General features: G+C 55.0%; 11 protein-coding genes, 23 tRNA genes and 1 pseudogene. 2 read left to right on the top strand and 33 right to left on the bottom strand.

From position 1 onward, the window contains the following. Window positions 1-31 precede the first annotated feature (31 nt). The 27 genes and pseudogenes from HFP54_RS11485 to HFP54_RS11355 form a co-directional block, all read right to left on the bottom strand. Window positions 32-4,924 carry an Eco57I restriction-modification methylase domain-containing protein gene (locus HFP54_RS11485; protein ID WP_168565186.1) on the bottom strand — a complete coding sequence of 1,631 codons (4,893 nt, stop codon included), beginning with the start codon at window positions 4,922-4,924 and terminating at the stop codon, window positions 32-34. Window positions 4,925-5,374: 450 nt separating this feature from the next. Further along, window positions 5,375-8,650, bottom strand: coding sequence for a DISARM system SNF2-like helicase DrmD (gene drmD, locus HFP54_RS11480; protein ID WP_168565185.1), 3,276 nt, complete (start codon window positions 8,648-8,650; stop codon window positions 5,375-5,377). 127 nt (window positions 8,651-8,777) lie between these two features. Next, window positions 8,778-9,422: a hypothetical protein gene (locus HFP54_RS11475; protein WP_168565184.1), complete on the bottom strand. Its 645-nt coding sequence runs from the start codon at window positions 9,420-9,422 to the stop codon at window positions 8,778-8,780. 111 nt (window positions 9,423-9,533) lie between these two features. Further along, window positions 9,534-10,118: pseudogene (locus HFP54_RS11470) on the bottom strand (RNA 2'-phosphotransferase). Window positions 10,119-10,198: 80 nt separating this feature from the next. Further along, on the bottom strand, window positions 10,199-11,878 hold the full coding sequence (locus HFP54_RS11465) for a TROVE domain-containing protein (protein ID WP_168565183.1): 1,680 nt from the start codon (window positions 11,876-11,878) through the stop codon (window positions 10,199-10,201). 620 nt (window positions 11,879-12,498) lie between these two features. After that, a complete protein-coding gene (locus HFP54_RS11460; protein ID WP_168565182.1) occupies window positions 12,499-12,864 on the bottom strand; it encodes a hypothetical protein in 366 nt (121 codons plus the stop codon). A 956-nt stretch (window positions 12,865-13,820) separates the two neighbouring features. Beyond that, window positions 13,821-13,891 (bottom strand) — tRNA-Cys (locus tag HFP54_RS11455). A 70-nt stretch (window positions 13,892-13,961) separates the two neighbouring features. Further along, window positions 13,962-14,129 (bottom strand): SEC-C metal-binding domain-containing protein, encoded by a 168-nt coding sequence (locus tag HFP54_RS11450; protein WP_168565181.1) that lies wholly within the window; start codon window positions 14,127-14,129, stop codon window positions 13,962-13,964. 125 nt (window positions 14,130-14,254) lie between these two features. Beyond that, the gene (locus HFP54_RS11445) at window positions 14,255-14,785 is read right to left on the bottom strand and encodes an endonuclease V (protein WP_235951580.1); all 531 of its coding nucleotides are present in this window, start codon (window positions 14,783-14,785) and stop codon (window positions 14,255-14,257) included. A 192-nt stretch (window positions 14,786-14,977) separates the two neighbouring features. Next, window positions 14,978-15,853 carry a slipin family protein gene (locus tag HFP54_RS11440; RefSeq protein ID WP_206036142.1) on the bottom strand — a complete coding sequence of 292 codons (876 nt, stop codon included), beginning with the start codon at window positions 15,851-15,853 and terminating at the stop codon, window positions 14,978-14,980. 175 nt (window positions 15,854-16,028) lie between these two features. After that, window positions 16,029-16,100, bottom strand: a tRNA-Arg gene (locus HFP54_RS11435). Between the two features lie 99 nt (window positions 16,101-16,199). Beyond that, window positions 16,200-16,273: transfer RNA gene (locus tag HFP54_RS11430), tRNA-Thr, on the bottom strand. Between the two features lie 109 nt (window positions 16,274-16,382). Next, a complete protein-coding gene (locus HFP54_RS11425; protein ID WP_235951578.1) occupies window positions 16,383-17,105 on the bottom strand; it encodes a hypothetical protein in 723 nt (240 codons plus the stop codon). Between the two features lie 155 nt (window positions 17,106-17,260). Then, window positions 17,261-17,332: transfer RNA gene (locus tag HFP54_RS11420), tRNA-Arg, on the bottom strand. 12 nt (window positions 17,333-17,344) lie between these two features. After that, a tRNA-Ser gene (locus tag HFP54_RS11415) sits at window positions 17,345-17,434 on the bottom strand. A gap of 184 nt (window positions 17,435-17,618) precedes the next feature. Then, window positions 17,619-17,691 (bottom strand) — tRNA-Val (locus HFP54_RS11410). A gap of 263 nt (window positions 17,692-17,954) precedes the next feature. Beyond that, window positions 17,955-18,038 (bottom strand) — tRNA-Leu (locus HFP54_RS11405). Window positions 18,039-18,048: 10 nt separating this feature from the next. Further along, window positions 18,049-18,127, bottom strand: a tRNA-Leu gene (locus HFP54_RS11400). A 16-nt stretch (window positions 18,128-18,143) separates the two neighbouring features. Further along, a tRNA-Asp gene (locus tag HFP54_RS11395) sits at window positions 18,144-18,216 on the bottom strand. A 15-nt stretch (window positions 18,217-18,231) separates the two neighbouring features. Then, a tRNA-Gly gene (locus HFP54_RS11390) sits at window positions 18,232-18,305 on the bottom strand. A 13-nt stretch (window positions 18,306-18,318) separates the two neighbouring features. Beyond that, window positions 18,319-18,392 (bottom strand) — tRNA-Leu (locus HFP54_RS11385). 16 nt (window positions 18,393-18,408) lie between these two features. Continuing rightward, window positions 18,409-18,479: transfer RNA gene (locus HFP54_RS11380), tRNA-Ala, on the bottom strand. A gap of 64 nt (window positions 18,480-18,543) precedes the next feature. After that, window positions 18,544-18,617 (bottom strand) — tRNA-Leu (locus HFP54_RS11375). Between the two features lie 7 nt (window positions 18,618-18,624). Then, window positions 18,625-18,696: transfer RNA gene (locus tag HFP54_RS11370), tRNA-Val, on the bottom strand. Between the two features lie 24 nt (window positions 18,697-18,720). Further along, window positions 18,721-18,791: transfer RNA gene (locus HFP54_RS11365), tRNA-Trp, on the bottom strand. 121 nt (window positions 18,792-18,912) lie between these two features. After that, a tRNA-Ser gene (locus HFP54_RS11360) sits at window positions 18,913-18,995 on the bottom strand. Between the two features lie 21 nt (window positions 18,996-19,016). Next, window positions 19,017-19,091: transfer RNA gene (locus HFP54_RS11355), tRNA-Glu, on the bottom strand. Window positions 19,092-19,263: 172 nt separating this feature from the next. Here HFP54_RS11355 and HFP54_RS11350 point away from each other — a divergent pair. Then, window positions 19,264-19,533: a hypothetical protein gene (locus HFP54_RS11350; protein ID WP_168565179.1), complete on the top strand. Its 270-nt coding sequence runs from the start codon at window positions 19,264-19,266 to the stop codon at window positions 19,531-19,533. Window positions 19,534-19,542: 9 nt separating this feature from the next. Further along, window positions 19,543-20,319, top strand: a complete 777-nt coding sequence (locus HFP54_RS11345; protein WP_168565178.1) for a carboxylesterase family protein — start codon at window positions 19,543-19,545, stop codon at window positions 20,317-20,319. Between the two features lie 374 nt (window positions 20,320-20,693). Here HFP54_RS11345 and HFP54_RS11340 read toward each other — a convergent pair. From HFP54_RS11340 to HFP54_RS11315, 6 genes are all read right to left on the bottom strand, one after another. Continuing rightward, window positions 20,694-20,766: transfer RNA gene (locus HFP54_RS11340), tRNA-Asn, on the bottom strand. Between the two features lie 15 nt (window positions 20,767-20,781). Continuing rightward, window positions 20,782-20,855 (bottom strand) — tRNA-Pro (locus HFP54_RS11335). Between the two features lie 8 nt (window positions 20,856-20,863). Further along, window positions 20,864-20,934, bottom strand: a tRNA-Gly gene (locus HFP54_RS11330). A gap of 53 nt (window positions 20,935-20,987) precedes the next feature. Then, window positions 20,988-21,058: transfer RNA gene (locus HFP54_RS11325), tRNA-Thr, on the bottom strand. Window positions 21,059-21,146: 88 nt separating this feature from the next. Beyond that, window positions 21,147-21,219: transfer RNA gene (locus HFP54_RS11320), tRNA-Lys, on the bottom strand. A 17-nt stretch (window positions 21,220-21,236) separates the two neighbouring features. Next, window positions 21,237-21,309, bottom strand: a tRNA-Ile gene (locus HFP54_RS11315). Between the last annotated feature and the right edge of the window lie 52 nt (window positions 21,310-21,361).

Raw genomic sequence — 21,361 nt, 5'->3', positions numbered from 1 at the left:
AGCGTATCAGCAGACCTTGTCCATTTACGGGCTATCGCTTGCGTCTCTTCGTTGTCTTGGGTTCACCCGTTAGTTGGAATGGCTCGTCGGGTTCTGGTTGGTGACTGGGCGATGGTGATGATTGGTATGCGGCTGGTTCTTCACCAACCACCAACCCTGAATCACCAGACACCAATCTTTCGTAGGCGGCTTCACCTAGGAGGTTGCGGGCGTGGAGGTGGCATTCGGCCCAGGATTCTTCGGGAGTTTGGGTGAGCTGCCAATCGTAGAAGCGGGGACCGAAGCACTCGCGAACCGGTTGATGCTCCTTCGCTCGGTCGTCATGCCCCAGGCCGTAATCGGCTAAACGTAGGGTTTCGGGGAGTTGCCAGCCTTCGCCATCGTTTTGATTGATGAACTCGTTTATGCCGAGTATTTCATCATTGGCATCGACGATGCACTGCATCAAATCACGGAAAGCGATTTGAGAAAGTATCGAGAAACGCAATTCGGGTGTTTTTGTTTTGTCGATACGCCAAAAACCCTTTGGGTCAAGCAATCGTGAATTGCGACTCAAATATGCAATGGGATGGTCACAATCCCTCATAAGCCAGCCAAAAGCGTTTTCATCGACTCCATATGACCAAGCAACAAGCGCCTCAATGATGCACCGCACGCGAGTCCGCTCGTGAGCTGTAAACGCAAATCGAACTGTTCGCCCATTCCGAAACTGCCATCCGCACACGTGTCTCGACGCCAATGGTTGCGCCCCCACCAAAGACATCGCGAGATCGGCGATTGCTTTAGGAGGCTTTGATGGTTTGACAAACGCCGTTTCTGCAAGTGCGGCCCAAACCAACGATTGTCCACCTAACCGATTACGGATTAGGTGATCGAAGGAAAAGGAGCTGCACATTGCGGACAAAACCAATACATCAAACGTCTTGTCTCCGGTTGCATTGGGTGCGAGCGTTGGAACTTTGTGTATGGTCGGAACTCGGCCAAGCACCGTGTTGATCATGGTCCTTGAGTTTGTAGCGGAAGTGACGTCCATCATTCCGACTTTAAATAGATGGTCAGCAGTTTGCCGCTTGGCGAGTTCATACACGCGGCCGCCTAGTAAAAATTGTGGTTCGATCACACGCTCGACTGGCTCAATGTCACGCCAAACGGCCCCGCGTCCTTTGCCCGAAATCCAGCCCTTCTTACTGAACTCGTAGTGCCCTATCATTCTGCCTTCATAAATCGGTAACGCGATTGCTGGGCCGATTGGCTGAACGTCCTCTTTCTCACCTTCATCATCTTCAAACTTGAAGATAATCGGTTTGCCGTTGGCTTGGACGAACTCTTCGATATCGATGTCGTCCTCGTGGAGGAATTGTTCTCCGTCGCGGGAGAGGATGATGCCCGGGGGGATGTCGGTGCGTTTGCAATCCGGTGGGGCCGGGCAGGATGCGGTGCGCGGTTGCCAGTTGCCTTTGACCCAGCGACTGTATTCGTCCGGAATGTAACCACGCTCCTCCCACCACGTCCGCGGCGGAAACAACTTGCTGTCGCTGGTCATGTTGAAATCACCCTGGGCATACTTGATGCCCCAACCATCGGGGCCATCGTCACCCAGCAGCACGCTGCCCGAATAAATTTTTTCGAGTACCTGTAAGTCGCGTTGCGACTGAATCTCCAAGATTGCTTTGCTGCGTGGCGAAAACTGCAGCACACGGTCTCGCGGGTAGTTTGTTACATAGGAATCTGCATTTTCCCAGTCCTCGATCTTGCGACGCATGAAAGCGGTCTGAATCGAAGTTGTGCGACCGCCCTTCTGAATCACGATAGGATTGAACTTGAACGATCGGTGAATATCAAAAATCCCTTCTCTGTTTTCAAATCCGAACAGCCATTCCCAATCACAATGCTCGATGAAGAGTTCCCGCAACTCTCTGGTGCCGTGGTCAGAATAGAGTCCGGAAGGTACGACAAGCCCGAGTCTTCCGCCTTCGCGCAAGAGCGCATGCGATGTCTCCAAGAACATCTTGTGCGTGTACGGTTTGCCACCGCCCTGATACTGAAAGGCATGTTCAGTATCTGCGTATCCGGATGTTTCTTCGCGTTTCTGAGCCCACTTAATGTGGCGGGCTTCGGAGCTTTCGTAGCTCCCACGGCCGCGATCGCCGATGGGGAATTGATGTTCTTGCTTATCGCCCGAGCCGGTTTTCAGTTTGTTTCCGAATGGGCTTCCTGAGTACTTCATCCAATTTGCGATCTCTTTGTAGAAACCGCAGAACTGCAACCAATCTCGCTCTACATCTTTATCTTGAAAATACTCTTTGTGGTGCGACTTCGCCTCTTGGTTGCCGTAGCTGCGATAGAGTGGGTCAATCGCAGAGAAGTGTTCTTTGCTATTAGGTTGAAGTGTCTCCCAGGGAGGATTGCCGAGGACTGCGTCGAAACCAAGGTTTGCCTGATTAAAGACGTCCGGGAACTCGACTTCCCAATGAAAGAATCGATGTCGTTCGGCTAGCTTAGCGACGGTATCGCGAACAGTCGCGTCAAAATCACCCGCGTAAAAATCCAATGGAAGCGGGCAGGTGTCGATTTGATCCGGCGGCCAGAACCAAAGCGAACAATAAAGATCGAACGCAAATTGCATTTCCTTGAAAGATTCACTTTCTCGGAGTTCGACGTATTTCTGTGCTCGTTGTTCTGTTTCGTGGATCCCTAACAAGTGAATGTCTTCTAAGGCCTTTTCCGCTTCTGCGTGAATCGTCTCAATCGTGCTGAGATCCACCTTGTAAATCAACTTGGCTCCGTCGATGTAATCGATTAAGTCCTTCTTGACATCCTTGACTTTCTTGCTGATAGCTTTGGTCCAAGCCTCTTTCTTGAAGTGAACTCCGGTGGTGTGGTTCTTATCACCTCCCTCGCGCAGCCACGCCATCGCGGGATAGTGCATGAATTGATCGAACCAAGTGCCGACCAACGAGTTGCCGCACTTGATTTTGTGATCCAAAAACGTGAACGGCAGCCGACGGTCGAGTGTTTCGATCCACAGGCTCAATCGACAAAGCTCGACGGCCAGCGGGTCAAGGTCGACGCCGTAGATGCAGCGTTCGACAATGTATCGTCGCAGAACAGCCTTGGTCCGCGGTTCGAATTCGGCGTCGTCGGGACGACAGGGTAACGTTTCGTCGGCTAGCGTGGTTTCGTTGTCGGTGTCACGAATCAGGTCGATGACGGTGCGATCGTCGTAGCCCTTGAAACGGTCGTGATGGACCAATGAGTGATACAGCGCATCGGTGAGGAATCGCAATGCGGCCAATGGGAACGATCCGCTGCCACAGGCGGGGTCGCAGACCTTGAGGGCTAGGATTTCTTCGGGGCGCCGAGGTGTATCCGGCGTTTGCGTGGATGTGTCTTGATCGAGGGAGTCGTTTGCATTGCTCTCGCCTTGCTCCGTCGGCTCATACGCCAGCGGACGCAACGTTCGGTGAACGGTCGGGATCGCAAGTTGCGGCCGCGTGTAGAACGTTCCGCTTCCCTTCCGCGTGCCGCCCCAACGGACCAGATAACGTTCACCGGGCAGGACGACTTTCGTAATGATCTGCCGGGCTTTTCGATCCACGGCCGCGTCAAAGGCAAGCTGCTTTTCGGGCGTCATCTTTCCGCGGGGCTTCGGGACGAGTTTGCCAACCGCAATCGCACGCCGAGCCCAGGTCTCCGCTGCAGTTCTCGCGGTATGGCGAATGTCGTCGTCGGTTTCGTCGTCGGTCTCGCCGCTGAAACCTTCGTCATCGTCGTCTTCGTCTTCGTCTTCGTCTTGGCTTTCGCCTTCTGTGTTGTCCGCTTCCTCATCCAATGGTTCTTCGTCGCTTTCTGCCTCGTCATCTTCACCGGATGACGTGTCTTTCATTTTCTCCAGCAGGTTCTTGAACGCCTTGTCATCCATCGCTTCGAGAGTCGACAACGGCAACGCCGGTTGGTTGCCGACGGCAAGGAAGATGACGGGACCATCGTCGCCGGCAACGTGCAATTCAAAGTCCAGCAAACCTTCGTAGAGGATCCCGATGTATTCGCTGTCGAGCGACGAGAAATCGACGGGCGACAGCGGACGTATAAAGCCACGTCCCTGGCGGATCTTCACTTTGGTCCGCGAGAGCAGATTTAAAACCTCAAATATCTTTTCGTCGCTGATGAGATCACGTTCGTAGCCCCCCTGCTCAAACACGTGCAAAGCCCGGCTGACGCCATCGGAGCTTTCCGCGTCGCCGGGGGCGAACAGGCTGCCGCCGTAACTGGGCACTGAGAGGGCTTCGTGAGAGCTGCCGTCATGAATCAGTCGGAACAGAGAAACCACTCGCGGATAAGCGGAGTAGCTGCTCGCCCGGCGAGCCGGCGAAATTCGCTCTAGCTGATCCCTTAGCCCGGAGAGGGAATAGCACTGGTGGAAGATCGGGTTGTCTTTGGGCAGCAGACCTTCACGTGATTCGGCAAACAGGCCGACGACGAGTCGCATCACCAGACGCACGCCAGCCCGATAGATCTCGGCGTTGGTCGGCGGAGTGTTGGATTCTTGTTGAAGAGTATCGAGCAGCGGCCCGTGGGCTTGGATCAATACTTCGACCGCTTGCCGGACGCGCTCGCCCAAAACCGCCGAAAGATCGGCTTGCCCTTTGCGGCTGTCGGCGATCGCTTCGACTAGCGGGCTCTTCTCGTCGTCCGATGGTGGCGTCCAGATCGATGGATGCAATAGCGCCCGCAGGCCAAACAGTTCATCGGAAGGCTGACCACTTTCGAGCCAACGGTCGATGTCCCATTCACAGAAGGCTTCGTAGTCCAGGCCGGCCATGACCAGACGCCACTGGCGACCATTGGTGACGATGGCGAGTTTTTCATCGCCACCGCGTAGCCACTGAATGGCGGCGGTGACGGCCCGTTTGCCGCGTCCCACACCAACCCGCTTTTCAGTGTCGATGAATACGGGAAGGATGCCGCCAAAGGGGCCACGCCACAGATGGTTGGGCTTGACGTCGTCACCGGCGATGGTTTGACGGATCCAGCGGGCGGGATCGACTGAGGTGCCACGATCCCAGGTGCCCGCTTTTGCAAATCCGCAAAGGGCATCCAACACATAGCTGACAAATTGGCCGCGGCCCGCGTTCTCATCCTGCTCGAAAGAAACAATGCGCCGTCGCAGTCGGTCGGTTTCAAATGAACTGAGCGGTGGCGGCGGATCGGCGATCAGCTTGGTGAGCCGCGTCGGGTCGACAAGCATGCCGCCGTGGCGAAGTGCGTTCCACCAGTCAAGCGGGTTGGAATATTGGGAGCCTGGGTTCATGGGATGCTTGGTTTCGATATCAATTTTTCTGGGCGGGCTGGACGTTTGGTGAGGGCCGTTTGCTTATCCAGGCAAACGGATCTCGACGGCCAACGGGAACACCGATGCCTCGCCGTCAATGCTGTAGCGTTTGGGTAACAAGCGGTTGATGACACGTTCTCGCTCGCGGGCTAACTGGTTGCGAACCTCTTTGTAGTGGCGTGTGCGACGTTCGATCTCCTCTTTTTTCTTGGCAATGTCGCGGTCGATTTCGTCGAGGGTGTCTTCGTTATCGAACAGGCGTCCTTCCTGCCGCTGACGCTTCAACGCGTTGATCTCTTTCTCAATTTTCTCAAGTGTATTGTCGGCAATCAGCGTCGACACTTCGCCCTGTCGACTTGCAAAGTTTTTGTTCTCTTGTTCGATCGCGTTTTTGCCATCGATGGCGAGTTGCTCGGTCAACTCGTTGGTCAAATTGGCACGCATTGCGGAGATCGTGTCAGATAAATCGAGTTCAATGTCGGCAAAGATATCGGCAGCACGATCCTTCATAGCTTCATCGGTGGTTGGTGAGGCATTGCGGAGTTGACGCGCGGGAACATGAGGCAATGCCGGCGAGAGTTCGCCGTCATTGACCGTAAATGTCACGGTTCGGATCCAGTGATGAAACGTCTCACGCAGGCCGTTGACGGCAAGTTCTTCTAAATGAAGCAAAACGAATGCGTCGGCCCCGGAGGGGACTTCGCCGACGCGAACCGTCCAACGGCTGACGGCGGACGGACCGGGGTAGCGGCGTCGGCTAAGTGCCCCGATCGCCTTGGAAACTAGCGGATGGCCTAGGTGCATCATCTGCAGGTTCCCTGGAGGCCGGAAGACAAGTCGGTTGCCAACTTTTTGCAAACACGGCTCGGCAGTGAACGCAAGGTACGGCAGTGCACCAACAACGTTTCCGGTACTGCCACGCCGAATCGATTGGTCGATCGTGTCGCTCCACAACGGTAGCGATGGGTTCAAAATACGGCAGCGTCCTTTGACATCGGGGGTGCCAAGTTGCGGGCGAGATGCCCCCATGCCCATTGCGACATCGAGGAGTTCGTACTGAGCATCGCCATCGAAATCCAGTTCCGCGGCAAGTGCCTCAAGACGCTCAACGCTGGAGTTGTGCTCCGCGAGTTCCTTGGTTGAAGCACTCGCATCACCTTCGAACTCAGCCTGTCCCTTCGCGTTCTCTAATCGTAGATCGAGCTGCTTTTGGTCAACGGTTTCGCCTTTTATCATCTGGCGGTGCATGGCTTCATCCAAGATCTCGCCAACCGCACCGAGGTCTTCTCGCATCTGATCGACTTTGTGGATCAACCTGGACATGAACCGCAAGTCAGCATTCTCTTGCGAGATAAAGTGGTAAGTGAATACATCGCGAGCTTGTCCGTGACGGTCCAACCGGCCATTACGTTGTTCAATTCGAGCGGGATTCCAAGGGCAATCGAAGTGCAGCAAATGACGTGCGGTGTCTTGGAGGTTTAACCCCTCCGACGCCGCGTCGGTGGCGATTAATACACGAACACCTGAATCGGGATCATTGAATTTCTCTTTGATCTGTTCGCGTTGCTGATCGTCCATTCCTCCATACAGCGCGAGAAAGCCCTCCTTTTGATTCGAAAACTTTTCACGGACACGACGTAAGAGATAGTCGAGCGTGGTCTTGTATTCGGTGAAGACAACCAAACGCTCATCGTCTAGCCAGCCGTTTTCGTCATGCAGTTGTGTTTCAATTAGTTCGATCAGTACATCGAATCGGGCGTCGGCTTTCGGATCGACGGCCGATCGTGTTGACGTCAAGTCGAGGTCATCCGCCTTGGCGGGCAAGGGAAACCCGAGTTCCTGAACTGCGTCGTCAATCGCTTCGATCTCGCTGGCAAGTTCGTCTGCAAAATGGTTCAGCCAAGCACCGATGACTGTTGTGGCAGATGCTTCACGCTGTTGCGACTCGTTGTCATCAGCAGTGTCCTCTGCAACGCTTCGACTCGCCGCAGCCATTTCCCGATCGTCCGCCTCTTCCTCTTCTAGCAGGCCGAGCTTGCACCGGTACCAACTCTCTGCGAAGGTTGCCGGTCCGCTGAGCAGTCGTTTGCCGAGAATCTCGATCGCAAAGATGCCGGAGATTCTGCGGCGACCGCGGGCCTCACCAACGATTCGTCGCACTTCATCGCGAAAGGTATCCACTGCTGCGATGAGCCGACGTTCTTTCGCGTCGAACCTTAACGGTATGGCTTGCGGCTCTTTCCGCTCGGAGAATTTGGGAGGATCCGTTCGTGCGTTGATGTCCCGTTTCAATCGACGTACGACAACCTGCTCGATCCGCCTGCGTTCGGCCGGCTTCAGCTGGTCGGTTTGACTGAATCGCACTGGATCCAGCATTTCCAGCAATCCCGAAAACGAACGTGTTCGCCCATTGTGGGGTGTGGCGGTAAGGAACAGCCGATGTTCAAAGTAGGGCGCGACCAGCCGCAACATTCTGCAAAGGTCGCTGTCTTCCCCCATCGCTGACGGCATCAGGTTGTGGACTTCATCGACGATCAAAAGGTCCCACGGCAAATGCGGCGAGTCTTCGCTGACTTGGCATGCGCTGAGGAATTGCTCCAGTACATCGGGTTGCTTGAGGTAGTGATACGAGGTGATCGCCCGGGCGCTCGATCGCCATGGGTTGGCATCGATGCCAATCGTTCGTTTTAGTTTTTGTGTTGCATCGCGATCGATAACGTCCATCGGCAGCGAGAACTTGTCCCACATTTCATCTCGCCATTGGACTCGCAGTGAGGCAGGCGTCAGAACCAGCACCCGCCGAATTCGCCGACGGATCAGTAGTTCCCGGAGGACCAGCCCGGCTTCGATTGTTTTCCCCAAGCCGACGTCGTCGGCGATCATCATATTGATGCGTGGCATCCGCAATGCTTTGAGCAGCGGAACCATTTGGTAGTCTTCGACCTGAACGGCTCCATGAAACGGCGAGCACACCGGCATCCGATCTAACGGACCATCGCCATCGGGATCCAGGTACGGCGACAAAGCGGACCATCGACTGGCTCTGACAACAGCATCGAAGTCGTCTGGTGGCATCGGCGGATCGGAGGGCAACGGTACAGCCGCGGGGCTCAGCAACTCCCGGTACGGTTCACACTCCCAAATCAATTGCTCAGTCTCGGGCGACTCATTGTCCTTGTATTCGAGCCGGACCAAATGAACGATGCCATCATCCCCATCAAAAGGTCGCACCTCACTGATGACGGCGCGACGCTTCCGTACGATCGCCATCATGCCAACGCGAGGATTCTTAGGCTTGTTTTGAGTGAGTATCGCCATCAGAGACCCAAGTGTTAAAAAATGTACAATGTTTGTGAGACAACATGGGGAATTGCCTCAGTTCTTGATAATTTATCGCTTGCACTTCGAGCTAACGAGGTGGCGTGAACTTTTGCCTTCCAACAAGTCATCTCGAATCTGCTCCGTGAACACAAGCTGGGAAAAAACAATACAGCACACCGGCTTCGATCATTTTTCCAAGTCCAACCTCGTCAGCGAGCAAGTACCGCTGAAACGGGGCCATCAGCACGCGTCGGACAACCGATGCCAGATGAGCGACAATTTCGATGGAAGAGGACAGCAACGCGGATAGACAGCCGCTCTTGCAATGCTGTTCCAATAGATGCTTCATAAAGCCGGATCGAGCTTCGTACCAAAACGCAGTCTCGTTGACCTGACTGGCCAAGTGATCGGTCGGTTCTGAGATGGGCAATCGGCAACGAACTTCAAATTCATCGCTCGACAGCATTCGCGGTTGGTCGTTCGGAAACCGCACGAGGTATAGTTCGTCACCCTCCTGATAGTGCAGGACGCGACCGACCTCAGTGCTGCCAGTCTCCGGGGTTCGATAGTACGCTCGCGTCTCTTGGTGCTGGCGTTTGCGAGATAGGCTGTGCGTTGCCACCTGCCTTCGCACTGGTTCTTTATCAACCGGCGAGCGATAGTATTCGTCGATTGCCGTCTCGCCGTCGATCGATATGACTTTCCCGATGCCGTATCCGTTTTCGGATGACTCAACAAAGGGATGATTCGTTCGCCCCTTCTGCAACACTCCCGCCCCTCGATTATTAAGCCGGCTCGCAGTCTTGAGTGAATCCAGAACAGCAGCATGCGGAAAATTCACTCCCTCTGCGGAAGTGTACCAAAGACATTAGGGGTCTTGCTAGCACCCATCAACGAGGTTCCGACGAACGAGCATGTGGTGAATTTCCAAATTGACTAGCACGGCGTCGACGAGCCAGACTCCGTTGGCGGAGAGATAGAACTGGTGGCCGTCACGATGCATGGTATTGGCTGCGACTCTCAAGATGATGGGCTTGCCTCAACGCGAGCCGACTTTGGTTGCGGTTTCTTGATCCGGTGAGAGATGGACGTGGTGACGTGATTGCTTTTGCAGACCGGTAGCTCGAATGCTGTCAAGGAAAGCCGCGACCGTTCCGTGATAGAGAATCTCGGGAGGCGTCTTCTGTTCGAGGTTGAGTTCGACGCCTGAGACCGAATGGCCCTGGCTAGCGCGGATTCGCATGCCGTCTTCACTCAAGGCGAAACGCTTCTTGTCATCTGTAGCGACCACTTCGTGCAATAGCCCCAGCGAGAGAACCTTTCCATGAGCGTTTGCTTGGGCAATCAATTCGTCGATGCAAAGCCAACCTTCAGGGTCTAGCTTCGCACCAATCACTTCGGGCCGGTGGCGAAGGACCAAGCCGAGGAACTTGCTGGTGGAGACGAGTTTATCTTTAGATTTCATGACTGAGATTGTACCGCAAACGACAAAACGCCCGCGACTGAAGTTTCCGTCGCGGGCGTTTCGATATTTAGCCCTTCGTCCTACAGCTCAACGGCTTCGACCTCGCGGACAAAACGGTTGGTGTCGGACTCTAGGAAGTTACTAACGACGTTGAAGACTGCGTCGCTGAAGCCTCCGATGTTCAGGATGTCCTGTCGATCGGGTGCTTGCGTGTTGCCGTATGGGGCGATGTCGATGCAGACCAACTTCGGATCGGCGATGCCGTGTCCGCGCTGAGTCTTCTTGAACTTCTCCCATTCGGTCATGACGCCAGTCGAACCGCCTCGGCCGTATCCGTAGACACGTCCCGAGTTGATCCAGCTTTCGTTGTCGCTGACCAGGACGATTCCAGCAAACGTACGCTTTGCGTATCGCTTGTTGGCCCCGCCTTCGCCATTTGCAACACGCAACGGCAACGACACATCCGTTCCGCCACCACCGTACTTCGACAGTCGTGCCGACAGGCTAAGAATCGAATCGCTTGGATCGATCTTCGCCGTGTAGGCTTGCGTATCGAACGGAACGACGACGCTGTCCGGGTTGCGACGCAGGATCGCTGCGGCGAACAACGCGGCGACGTCAACGCAACGCATCTTCGACGCGCGGCCTCGGCCTTGCCATCCCGTCACCGAGCATCCCATCGATCCGGACGTGTCCAGACCGATGATGACCGGCGCCGGTAGCTGCGGGATGTTGCCACATGCGATCTCCGCCGCGTCATGCAACGCCGACTTGATCTTGTGTGGAACCTCATCCGCAGCGTTCAGGTACGCCGCCAAGAACTGGTACGGGAACTGACGTGAACGACGAATCGCCTCCGGATCCGCGATGCGGCCGGCAACGTAATCGATCATTGCATCGTCAGGCTTGCCAGCACCACTAGCAGGCTCAGTGTTCTTGAAAACGTCGTGACGCAACAGCGTGTTCAGGTTCATTCGCAGAGCCTGCGGTCCCATCTGGCGGGCGATTGCCTTCCAGACGATCGGACCCTTGGCCGCGTCGGCCAGCAAGTCCCATCGAACTTGCAGGTCGCCCGCGATCAACGCCTGAGCCTCTTCGGTCTCCGCAGAACGGAACGCCTTCAGTGACTGAACCTCGGCCGGCAAGTCCGCTTCCGTCGCCGGAGCCCACTTGTCGACTTCCTTGTCAGTCAGCCAACCGAACAACGCTCGGCGAGCGTCATCCTTCGGCGTCGGGCGTGCCATTCGCAGGACGTCGCGCAGGCTCGGATCGTTACCAATCGAGCTTGACAGCAACTTACCCGTCGAAGCGTCGTTCAGCCAACGCTGGAACGCACGCTGAAGCGAAGACGACAGTCCCTTACGACCAAACTGGCCTGAACGAACCATCTGGAACACCGTGCGCAGAACGCGGCCATTATCAGCGACTCGGTCAAAGACCTTGTGCATTAGCGCCGTGTCGCGAGTCGACAGCGTGACCAGCAGCGCCGCCGGCATGTCCTTCATGTAAGCACGCTCACGTGAGTAGACCGCCAGCTTTGCCAGGTACTCGTTGTCGTCGACTTCATCGATCAGGTTTCGCAGTTGGTCAAGCTGGTTTTGCGCCGACGTGTAGAACACGTTACCGAAGGTGCCGGTAGCCGCCAGCTGCGCGAGCGCATGCTTCGCTGGGAACTTGTACGCTGGACCACCAGCTTCATTGACTGTGGTCGCTCGTGGTAGAACGCTAGTGATACTTGAGAACAAAGACTTGTTTGCCATTACAGCCTCCTACATGTCGCAGGTTACGCACCTGCTTGAACAGTCGTGAACAGAACTTCCGTGCACGACGAAGTAAAAATCTCGACGAAGTTTGGTTCAGAGGTGGCTCCCAAAGAGCCGCGGCGCCTTGTTGTCTTCAGCCTTTTGAGGCTACTGAAAGAGGCACCGGAGGGAATCGAACTCTCATGTACTCCGTTCCGACAGTCGAGATGACCGTTGTGGGATAAGGGGCAGCTGTCCACTGTGGAAAACGGAACGCCTGTCCCACGATTTGATTCAAACACTCGACGAAGTGTTGGGGCAGAGTTCTTCCCTGCGACAGACGCACGCGAATGTCACAGGGTCCAGCCCCGTATCAAGTTCATTGAGAAGGGGGCCGGCCGGGAGTCGAACCTGGGTAGCCATGTACTCCACTCCGGCAGTCGAATGTGTTCGTTTGTTGGTTGTGATGCAGTTTGGGAATAGAACGCGATCGACGAAGTGGTGACCAGAGGATTTACGGTGCTCTACCACTGAGCTACGGCCCTGCTTGGAAAACAGTTGGGCCGGTGGGACTCGAACCCACGACACCCGGCTCCTGAAGCATGTACTCCGAATCGGCAGTCGATCGTGTGCGATTGCTATTTCCGTTTCTTCTTCAAAGTCTTACGCAACCGTTTCCACACCGCGTGACCACTGTCGGGATCAAGCCGGACGAGTTGATTCTGGCGAGTGTCAAAGGTTTGGGTGCCGCCCTTCGGTCGCTTGGTGTAAACGAACGGCAGGCAAACGGCGACGACTTTGAAAGGTTGACCAGCGTCGCTGGGCATGTAACGGATCCGAACCGGCTCGTCCGCTGGAAGTGTGCTGCCAGAGCAGCTCCACAGGAACGATGGCAATTCGACGATCTCGTTCAAGACCGTGACGTAGTCTCCTTGTTTGATGTCTTCCCCAGCGACGCGTGCTGCCACGGTCGTCTGGTAGTTGGTTTCAGTTGTGGTTTCCATGGTTTCATATCGCTTGGTGAAAGTAGTTTTGAATGTGCAGATCGTCTTCGCTCGACGCCCGATTACTCGGCGCCGGACTTCGTAATGGCGAAGAACTGAAATTGCACACGCATGGTTACTCTCACGAGCGATGTGAAAAACGGCTGACGAAGTGGTGTGTCAGAGATAAGCTCTCCCAATTGAGCTACGGCTCGGCTAGGCCAAACCGACGGGACTCGAACCCGCATCCTTCGATTAACAGTCGATGTACTCCAACTCGGCAGTCAGTCGTGTATTGTTGGCGACGAGGTTGTCGTTCAGAAGCATCAGATAGACGACCAGCGATGCTGGACGGGACTCGAACCCGTTTCTCGTGCAGGCACGTGTCTTAATCCATGTATTCCAAACTGGCAGTCGCCATGTTCGTGTTTTGAAGCAACCGACGAGGTGTTGATCAGAGTTTTTTTTCCGCGTGTCTTCCAATTGCACCACTGCGATCGTGGATCGCAGACGGGATTCGAACCCGCAAGGTCTTTCGACCACAGAACCCTATGTACTCCGAATCGGCAGTCAGTTGTCTATGGGTGGCGACGAGGCGATCGGAAGTTTGAAGAGTGAAGCTCGAAGTTTGAAACGAGCATTCAGTCCCGTGTTTCACACTTCACTCTTCTCAATTCAAACTTCCAAACATGGATTCCGAACCGGCAGTCGCCGTGTTTTACGCCTGAACGAAGTGGTTGTTGAGTCGTTTAGGAGCGTCCGTTTTCGGCTTTCGCCGATCGTTGACTGGCACCTTTGTCTGCGAGAGACTCCGGTGACGTTCACTAGCCGGTCGCCCGACATCGCTACCTTAGGCTCCTCATATGTAGACCCAAACGGCAGTTCAAGCATTGTTGGCTTGCGACGGATCGACGAGGTAACAGCTCAGATGGTTCACATTAGCAATATGTAATCCAAGCCTGCAGTCGATTCGTCAGAAACGCTGGTGGGAGTCGAACCCACTTCGACCGGGTTGCAGCCGGTTGCCTGTCCATCTGGCTCCAGCGTTTTGTTGTCCGCCGATGCGACGGACATGTTTCAGTCCTTGTCCCTAAAAGTAGTCGTCTCGATTGGAGCCATCAAAAGTGGCCCGACTTGAGGCAACATCGTTTGAATCGCAGGCCGCTGCCGCATGGGCAGGGATCATTGCGTCCAAGCTTTTCTTCGAGTTGATTATCGCCATGGACGATTCGCAGTCCACACTTGACGTGAGTCTCCGAGGGGAAGCCGCGTCGGCGTTTACTCATGGGCTCGAAAGCAATGGTCTTCGTTGTGCTCGTTTTCGTATCGCATCGGTCCACTCCAAAATCTGCGGTTGGCTTCGGATGTAAACAAGTTGACGATTAAGACTCATGAGGAGCGATTGGGTTCGCTAATTTCCACTACGGCTCAACTGATCGACTCGCTTCAATATTGTTGGAATTCGATGTGGGCCATGCATGGCACCTATATTCAACACTGCTTGAGCGATTGGGATGCCCACGGCCGTAACGTAGAGCGGCCGATCGCTTGTGCCTCTGCGGAGCTCGGTGGCGTGGTCCGTTTCTTTGAACGGATTCTTCGCCACGCCGATGATTGGAATCTTGCGATCAAGCGTCTCGTAGAGGTGAGCACCCAATCCCGGACGGTCATTTCCATCCCGCCAAACGTAGCCGTCGACTACGATGCAAGTCGGTGGTTGGTCCAGTTTCGCCAGCACCGCTTGAATGCACGGCAACTCTCGACGATAGAATTCGCCGGGTTGATATTCCTTTACCTCATGGATCATCGCCACATGCTCGGCGACTGCGCTCGAAGCGTGCCAGTCGTCAATGACAACGCACGCAGCTCGCGCGGCACTATCCGTGTAGCCTACATCGATACATGCAATCGTTTGGGTTTGCGTCGTGTTCTCCATTTGCATTGGCGTCAATTATAAGTGTTAAGCGCCCTCGCCAGGAATCGAACCTGAGCTACGACCTTCGCGTCATCGCGGAGCGATCCTCAGGATCGACGTCGCGTGCTGTCCGGCACACTCCAAGGACGAAAAAACGCGGGACCGATGATCGTGTCACCGATCCCACTTGAATTGAATCGGGATGCCGATTCGCCTCCGTCACGAATCGTGCTTTCCTGAATCAGTTCCATTTAGACTGACTCGGTCGAGACCGAGATACAGTCGGGCGTTACCGTTATGCGCGAGTTCACGTAGCGTTTCGAGTTCGGCCAGTCGCAGCAGCGCCGGGTGGCTTTCCAGTGCCTCGGCTGCCTTGACGCGTTCCGCGTAAGCTTGCGTCTCGGCTTCCGCCTTCGATCGCGTCGCTTCTGCTTCGGCGTGTTCACGCAGTCGTCGTGCTTCAGCATCAGCCTCGGCGTCGCGGCGCGTGATTTCAGCTCGAGACTCCGCCTCGATCTGCTCGACTTCCGCTCGCGTTCGCGCCTCGACCAGTTGAGCCTCGCTGTGCCGCTCGGCTGCCAGAACGCGGTTCATGATCTCCTGCAGGTTACCCGGGAAGATCAAGTCCTTCACGTCGGCTCGTCGAATCGTCACACCGTAGCTGCTGGCCGATTCCGTCACGTCCGAAAGGATATCCTCACTCAGCCGGTTTCGGTTGGTGAGAATTTCCTCGAGGTTCATCGACGCCAGTGAACGTCGCGCTGCCAACTGAACATCGCTGTAAAGTCGGTCCTCGAAGTTGTCGACCGTGTGGATCGCTGCCTTCGGATCCGTCACACGGAACTGTACGAGAATGCTGACTCGGATCGCGACCTTGTCGGCCGTCAAGATTTCCTGCCCCTTGATCGTCAGCTCTCGCTCACGAACATCGACCAGCATGCACTCGACGGTCGGCAGCTTCTTGAACCATCGCTTTCGCGGCGGAATCTTGTAGCGACCTGCCTCCAGGATCTTCGACAGTTTACCGTCTTCGTAGTACAAACCGCGGTGGGTGTCCTTGATGATGAACTCTCGCTGAGCACCTGTAATCATCATGATGCACCTCCTGTCGGTTTGCGTGGTTGATGATTGAAAACTAAAAATGGATGGAGCCTCGGAGCGGAGCCGATATGAAGTACGAGTTCATCAGATGTGGAAAATCTGAGCGGTCATTTCGAATGGTGAACGCAGGATCCATTTGCTTACTCGCTCCTAACACCGCCGAGGCAAGTAACTCGCCCAGGAATCGAACCTGGTCCGACAGTTTCGAAGACTGTCATGCTATCCAGCACACCCGCGAGTCATATTTAAAAAGCGTCCTCGCCAGGAATCGAACCTGGTCTACGACCTCCGCAAAGTCGCGTGCGAATCCGGCACACTCCAAGGACGAAAAAGGAATCAGAGCCGACGACTGGATTTGCACCAGCATTAACCGCTTTACAAGAGCGGTGCCTTTCTCAGTCGAGCCACGTCGGCGGGAAGAGTCGCGAGACTTGAGTCTTGAGCTATGAGTGAATACTCAGGACTCATCGCTCACGACTCGCGACTTTAAAAACGGCTCGCCACCGTGGTGGAGAGCCGCGGGTCAATCGATGAATGCGACGTGTCGCATTGCAAGCGATTCGTTTTCTGTGTTCATCAAGACTTGGTGCCATCCGTCCAAGATGATCGTCTTGTGATCCGGATGACGCACTCGTCCGCGAACGAACACACTTGGGTTTCGTCGTTGAGCCACCCAATGCAGATGACGAAGTTCAGGTCGACGGCTAATCATTTGTCGACGCTGCATTTCTGTCACACCATTCGGGTGCTGGTTGCTGACGTAAACCAGTTGTCCTCCCTGCCGAACGACCTCTTCGCACATATGCGGCTTTCCACCGCCACGGGCAATTGGTTCGTTTCGGAGCACCAGTCGCTCATCGACAAAGCTCGGGTTGTCGACGGGAACGAAGAACCATTCACCTTGACGGATGAACGCTTCGTTTCGTCGTCGGTTGCGCTTCCGCGGCTTCACACCGAGACGGTTTTCGAGTGCTCGCACCGCGTTTGGCTTGAGCGCGTCGAACGCTGTCTTCACCGATGAAACCGAAGCTCGCTCCGGAACGGCCGCAACGAACCAGTGACGTTCATCGTGTCCGCAAAGGAACTTGTGCTTTCCGTTGTCTTGACGCGACATCAATAGCAGGTGACGCATTGAAGGCTGCACGTCGATCACTTGCGTTTCAGCAACCAACTTGGGCTGAATGGCTAGATCGAAGAACTCGCCCGCGGCGTCGTTGCCGATGTCGATCGATACTTCGGGAGGCATTCCCCAGCGTCGAACGATCGGAGGGTGGACCTTTGCTCGAGCTCCAATCCGCCTGAATTGACGCTCGATACTCTGCATGCTCATGACAATGCCTTTCAAAAGTGTCAAACAAGCGAATGGATGCCGGCAGCCAACGTGACCGCGATATTAGGCAGTAGCCCGACCAGGAATCGAACCCGGAACTTCTGGTTAGAAGCCAGAGATGATGTCCGTTTCACCATCGAGCCGTTACAAACAAGCGGAAGGAGAGGGAGTCGAACCCTCAAGGCACCATCAAGATGCTCGCCCGGCTAGCAACCGGATACCGTCGCCGATCGGATTGCCCTTCCGTTAATGAGTGGACCGGAAGGGAATCGAACCCTCCCACCGATCTTGCAAGGATCAGTCGCCCGCTGAGTTTCTTTCTCGGCGAACATGCCAGCCCATATCAGAGGTCCGTCCGGGAATTGAACCCGGTCTTCGTCCATACCACAGACGCGTGCTGCCGCAACACTTACAGACCTTGAGAATCAGTGATCGCGGATGGAATCGAACCATCGATCTTCTGCATGTCACGCAGACGTCTTCGCCGCTGGACCACGCGATCGTGGAGGAAGCGACTAGCTGTTAGCCGCTAGCTCTAAGCCTTCCTTCCTGAGCTAACAGCTAATCGCTAGTCGCTGAAAGCTTTTTAAGTAGCGGATCCGGGGGTCGCACCCGGCGGTCCTGGCTTATGAGGCCTGGCTGAGCACTGGCCCATCCGCGTCGTTGTTCACACTGAAGTTGCAGGTCTCGGTATCGAGCCGAGCACACCGACCTTATGACGGTCAGTTGGACACCTGTCGCACCTGCATTGTTGTTACTGAAAAGTAGCCAAGGCGAGAGTCGAACTCGCACGCCGCCGTGGGCACGATCGTCTGAGAATCGCGTGTCTACCGGTTCCACCACTTGGCTGTTTTGAAAGTAGCGCGGGAGGGAATCGAACCCACAGACATTTCACGGAGGTTTGAGCTCCGCCGCCTTACCGGTTTGCGTACCGCGCCGTTTGGATTGAAAAAGCGTCCCCGATCGGATTTGAACCGACGACCTCTTGCGTGACAGGCAAGCGAGCACTCCGCTGCTCCACGAGGACGATTGAATTGGAAAGTACGGGCACTCGGATTCGAACCGAGACTAATTGGTTGGAAGCCAATCGTGCTGGCCGTTGGACACTACACCCGTATGATGTTTGCAGTAGCTCGAGTGGGATTCGAACCCACAGCATCTCTGGTTCTAAGCCAAAGTGGTCTTCCGGTTGCCTACCGAGCCGTTTGAATCAACCAAGTGGAGCACCGGGGAATCGAACCCCGATTTTCTGCTTGCAAAACAGACGTCTTCCCGTTGGACGAGCGCCCCATGTGTTTCGTGTTTGAAGAGAACGATGCTTGATTAGTGGTTCGCCTCTTTCATAAGTTTTCAGTACCCAGAGCAGGGATCGAACCTGCAAACACTCGGGTTTAAGCCGAGTCGCTCTGCCGATTGGCGTACCTGGGCGTGCAAGTAGTCCTGGATGGAATCGAACCATCGTTTCCTGTGTGTAAAACAGGCGTCGTAGCCGTTGGACCACAGGACTTTCTTAAACTGTCGATCCAGAGAGCACGTCCCCAAGGATTTGAACCCTGACTTACTGGTTTGGAATCAGCAGTGCTACCGTTACACCAAGGACGTGAATCAAGTGGGAACGCAAGGAATCGCACCTCTCGCCGACTACCACACAATTAAAGGCAGAAGGGTTACAACCTCCCGTGTGGAAACGCTCCCAAGTTGTCAGTCGAAACTGACGTTGAGGCGGAAGCCGTGGGACTCGAACCCACAACGGTTTGACCCGCAGCTGTTTTCAAGACAGTGTCCTCATCCGGCCGGGTGACTTCCGAGTGTTGCGATTGCTCGCAGCGACGTGAGCGGGAATCGAACCCGCGAACTCCTGGCTGAGAACCAAGCGATTCTGCCATCAGAATCTACCACGCCATGAATTTGCTTCGTTGGAAGCGAGTACCGCATGGGAGTTTCGATCTCCCTCCTGCTGTTGGAAAGACAGCCGACCTAGCCAGTAGTCGAATGCGGCATTTGACAAATGCATGGGCGATGATCATCAGCTCGTTCATCCCGAGTCACATGCCAAAGAACGGAGGTCGCTGGGATGCTTAATGAAAAACGCTGCGAAAATTCACAATCGCTCCAGCGTTGGTTTCAGTTGCGGTCCTGCCGAACCGATTTCCAACTGGTTTCACTATCGGCCTGGCATGGCACGGCGTTTTTGGAGACCGATCAAGTAACGCAGCGAAAACGCCATTTCCTTGGTATCATCGAGCCAGTCGAATCTCGTTCGATCCGTAAGCGCAAGATTGAGAAATCTCGTCTTGCCTTGGGCAGGGAATTGCCACAATCACCATCTTTTACCGAACAATGAAGAGGAAGCATGCGAAACGCCATCTCTACGGTTCTGTTTCTGACCGTCATGTGCCTACCGGGTGAGTCCAGTGCTCAACCTGTGAACGACAAGCCACCGACGACGAACAAACATTTCGCAAAGGCAGTTTTCGAGGCTGAAGACGGGACGAAGATCAGTTATTGGTTGATGTCTCCTGCCACAATTCTGAAGGACAAGAAGTATCCTCTCGTGTTGACGCTACACGGTCGTGGCGGACACACGGCGGCCGCGACTAAATTGAGCTCCGATGCAGCAAGAGAACGCTTTCCATGTTTTGTCATGGCGCCCGCTTCCACCGACCAAGGACACTGGGCTTTTCCTGAGGGCCTGGAAAGCGAAGCAGGGAAACTAAAAGAGACCAAGGCGATGCTTCCCGCCACAATTGCTGCAATGGATGCCCTAGTCAAACATCATCCCATCGACCTTTCACGCATATACGTGACTGGGCAGTCGATGGGAGGTGTTGGGACCTTCGGTGCCGTTTCAGCTCGGCCTGATACTTTCGCGGCAGCAATTCCCGTAGCTGGTGGATGGTTTCCCAAAGACGCAGACAAAATGATTGGGACTCCGTTCTGGGTGTTCCACGGAGACGAAGACAAAACAGTACCACCAGACTACAGCCGCTCGATGGTGGAAGCGATAAAGGCGGCCGGCGGATCGTTGAAGTACACTGAATACAAAGGCGTGGGACATAATAGTTGGGTTCCAGCCTACCGATCCGATGAGACGTGGGTCTGGATGTTTAATCAACGAAGAACTGATTAACTAAACGGAACGCCGGCACCATCAATAAAATTCCAACCCAATAAAAACATGCTGCGTTCAACCGCAGTGAATCGTTCCCGCAGCATCAGCAAGTAGTCGAATGCTGCATTTACAAAAGGTGACCAACCGGAATTGAACCGGCGACAAACTCATTCACAGTGAGTCTCTGGAAACCAGCACCAGATCTGGCCACAGCGCCGCGGACAGGAATCGAACCTGTGTTTGCCTGGTTCAGAGCCAGGTGCAACGACCAACAGTTGCCGCCTCGGTGTAAAACGATCTTCAGCACTCCGTCCGGGAATCGCACCCGACCTGCGGGCTTCAAAGGCCCGCGTCGCGTCTACGCGCCGGAGAGAATTTGCAATCACTGCAAGCTCCGGTGGATGGGCTCGAACCATCACTCGTCTCCTTAACAGGGAGCCGCCCTACCGATTGGGCCACACCGGATTCTTATCTCAACAGTCAGGATGGCTGGATTTGAACCAGCGGTCTCGTGCACCCGAAGCACGCGGATTGCCAAACTTTCCCACACCCTGATAACAAGAGCGCCCAGCGAGAATTGAACTCGCGTCTTCTGCATGGCAAGCAGATGGGTTACCACTACACCATGGGCGCAAAATGCATCACAACCAAATTGTCAAAGATCACGGATGCACGAAGCATCCAAGAGCACCGAGTCGGAATCGAACCGACGTCCCCTCGTTACGACGGAGGTATCTTCCCGCTAGACGATCAGTGCTGAGTGAGCGGTTAGCAGTTAGCGTCTAGCGATTAGCAAATCCGTTTCTTGCTAAAAGCTAATCGCTAAAGGCTGTTTGCTACTTAAGTGGGACCGGTGAGAATCGAACTCACATGAGTCGGTTTAAGAGACCGATGCATTACCTTGTCTGCCACAATCCCAAATTGTTCGTTGTCGATCGGCGCGGAAGGAATCGAACCTTCAACCCTCGTCTTATAAGGACGCCGCTCTTACCACTGAGCCACGCGCCGTAAGTGGGGCCGGAGAGATTCGAACTCTCGCCTACACGACGACCAACGCGTC

The organism is Crateriforma spongiae, from assembly GCF_012290005.1.
In the GTDB taxonomy this organism is placed as follows: domain Bacteria; phylum Planctomycetota; class Planctomycetia; order Pirellulales; family Pirellulaceae; genus Crateriforma; species Crateriforma spongiae.
This window is presented reverse-complemented; position numbering and strand designations above follow the sequence as displayed.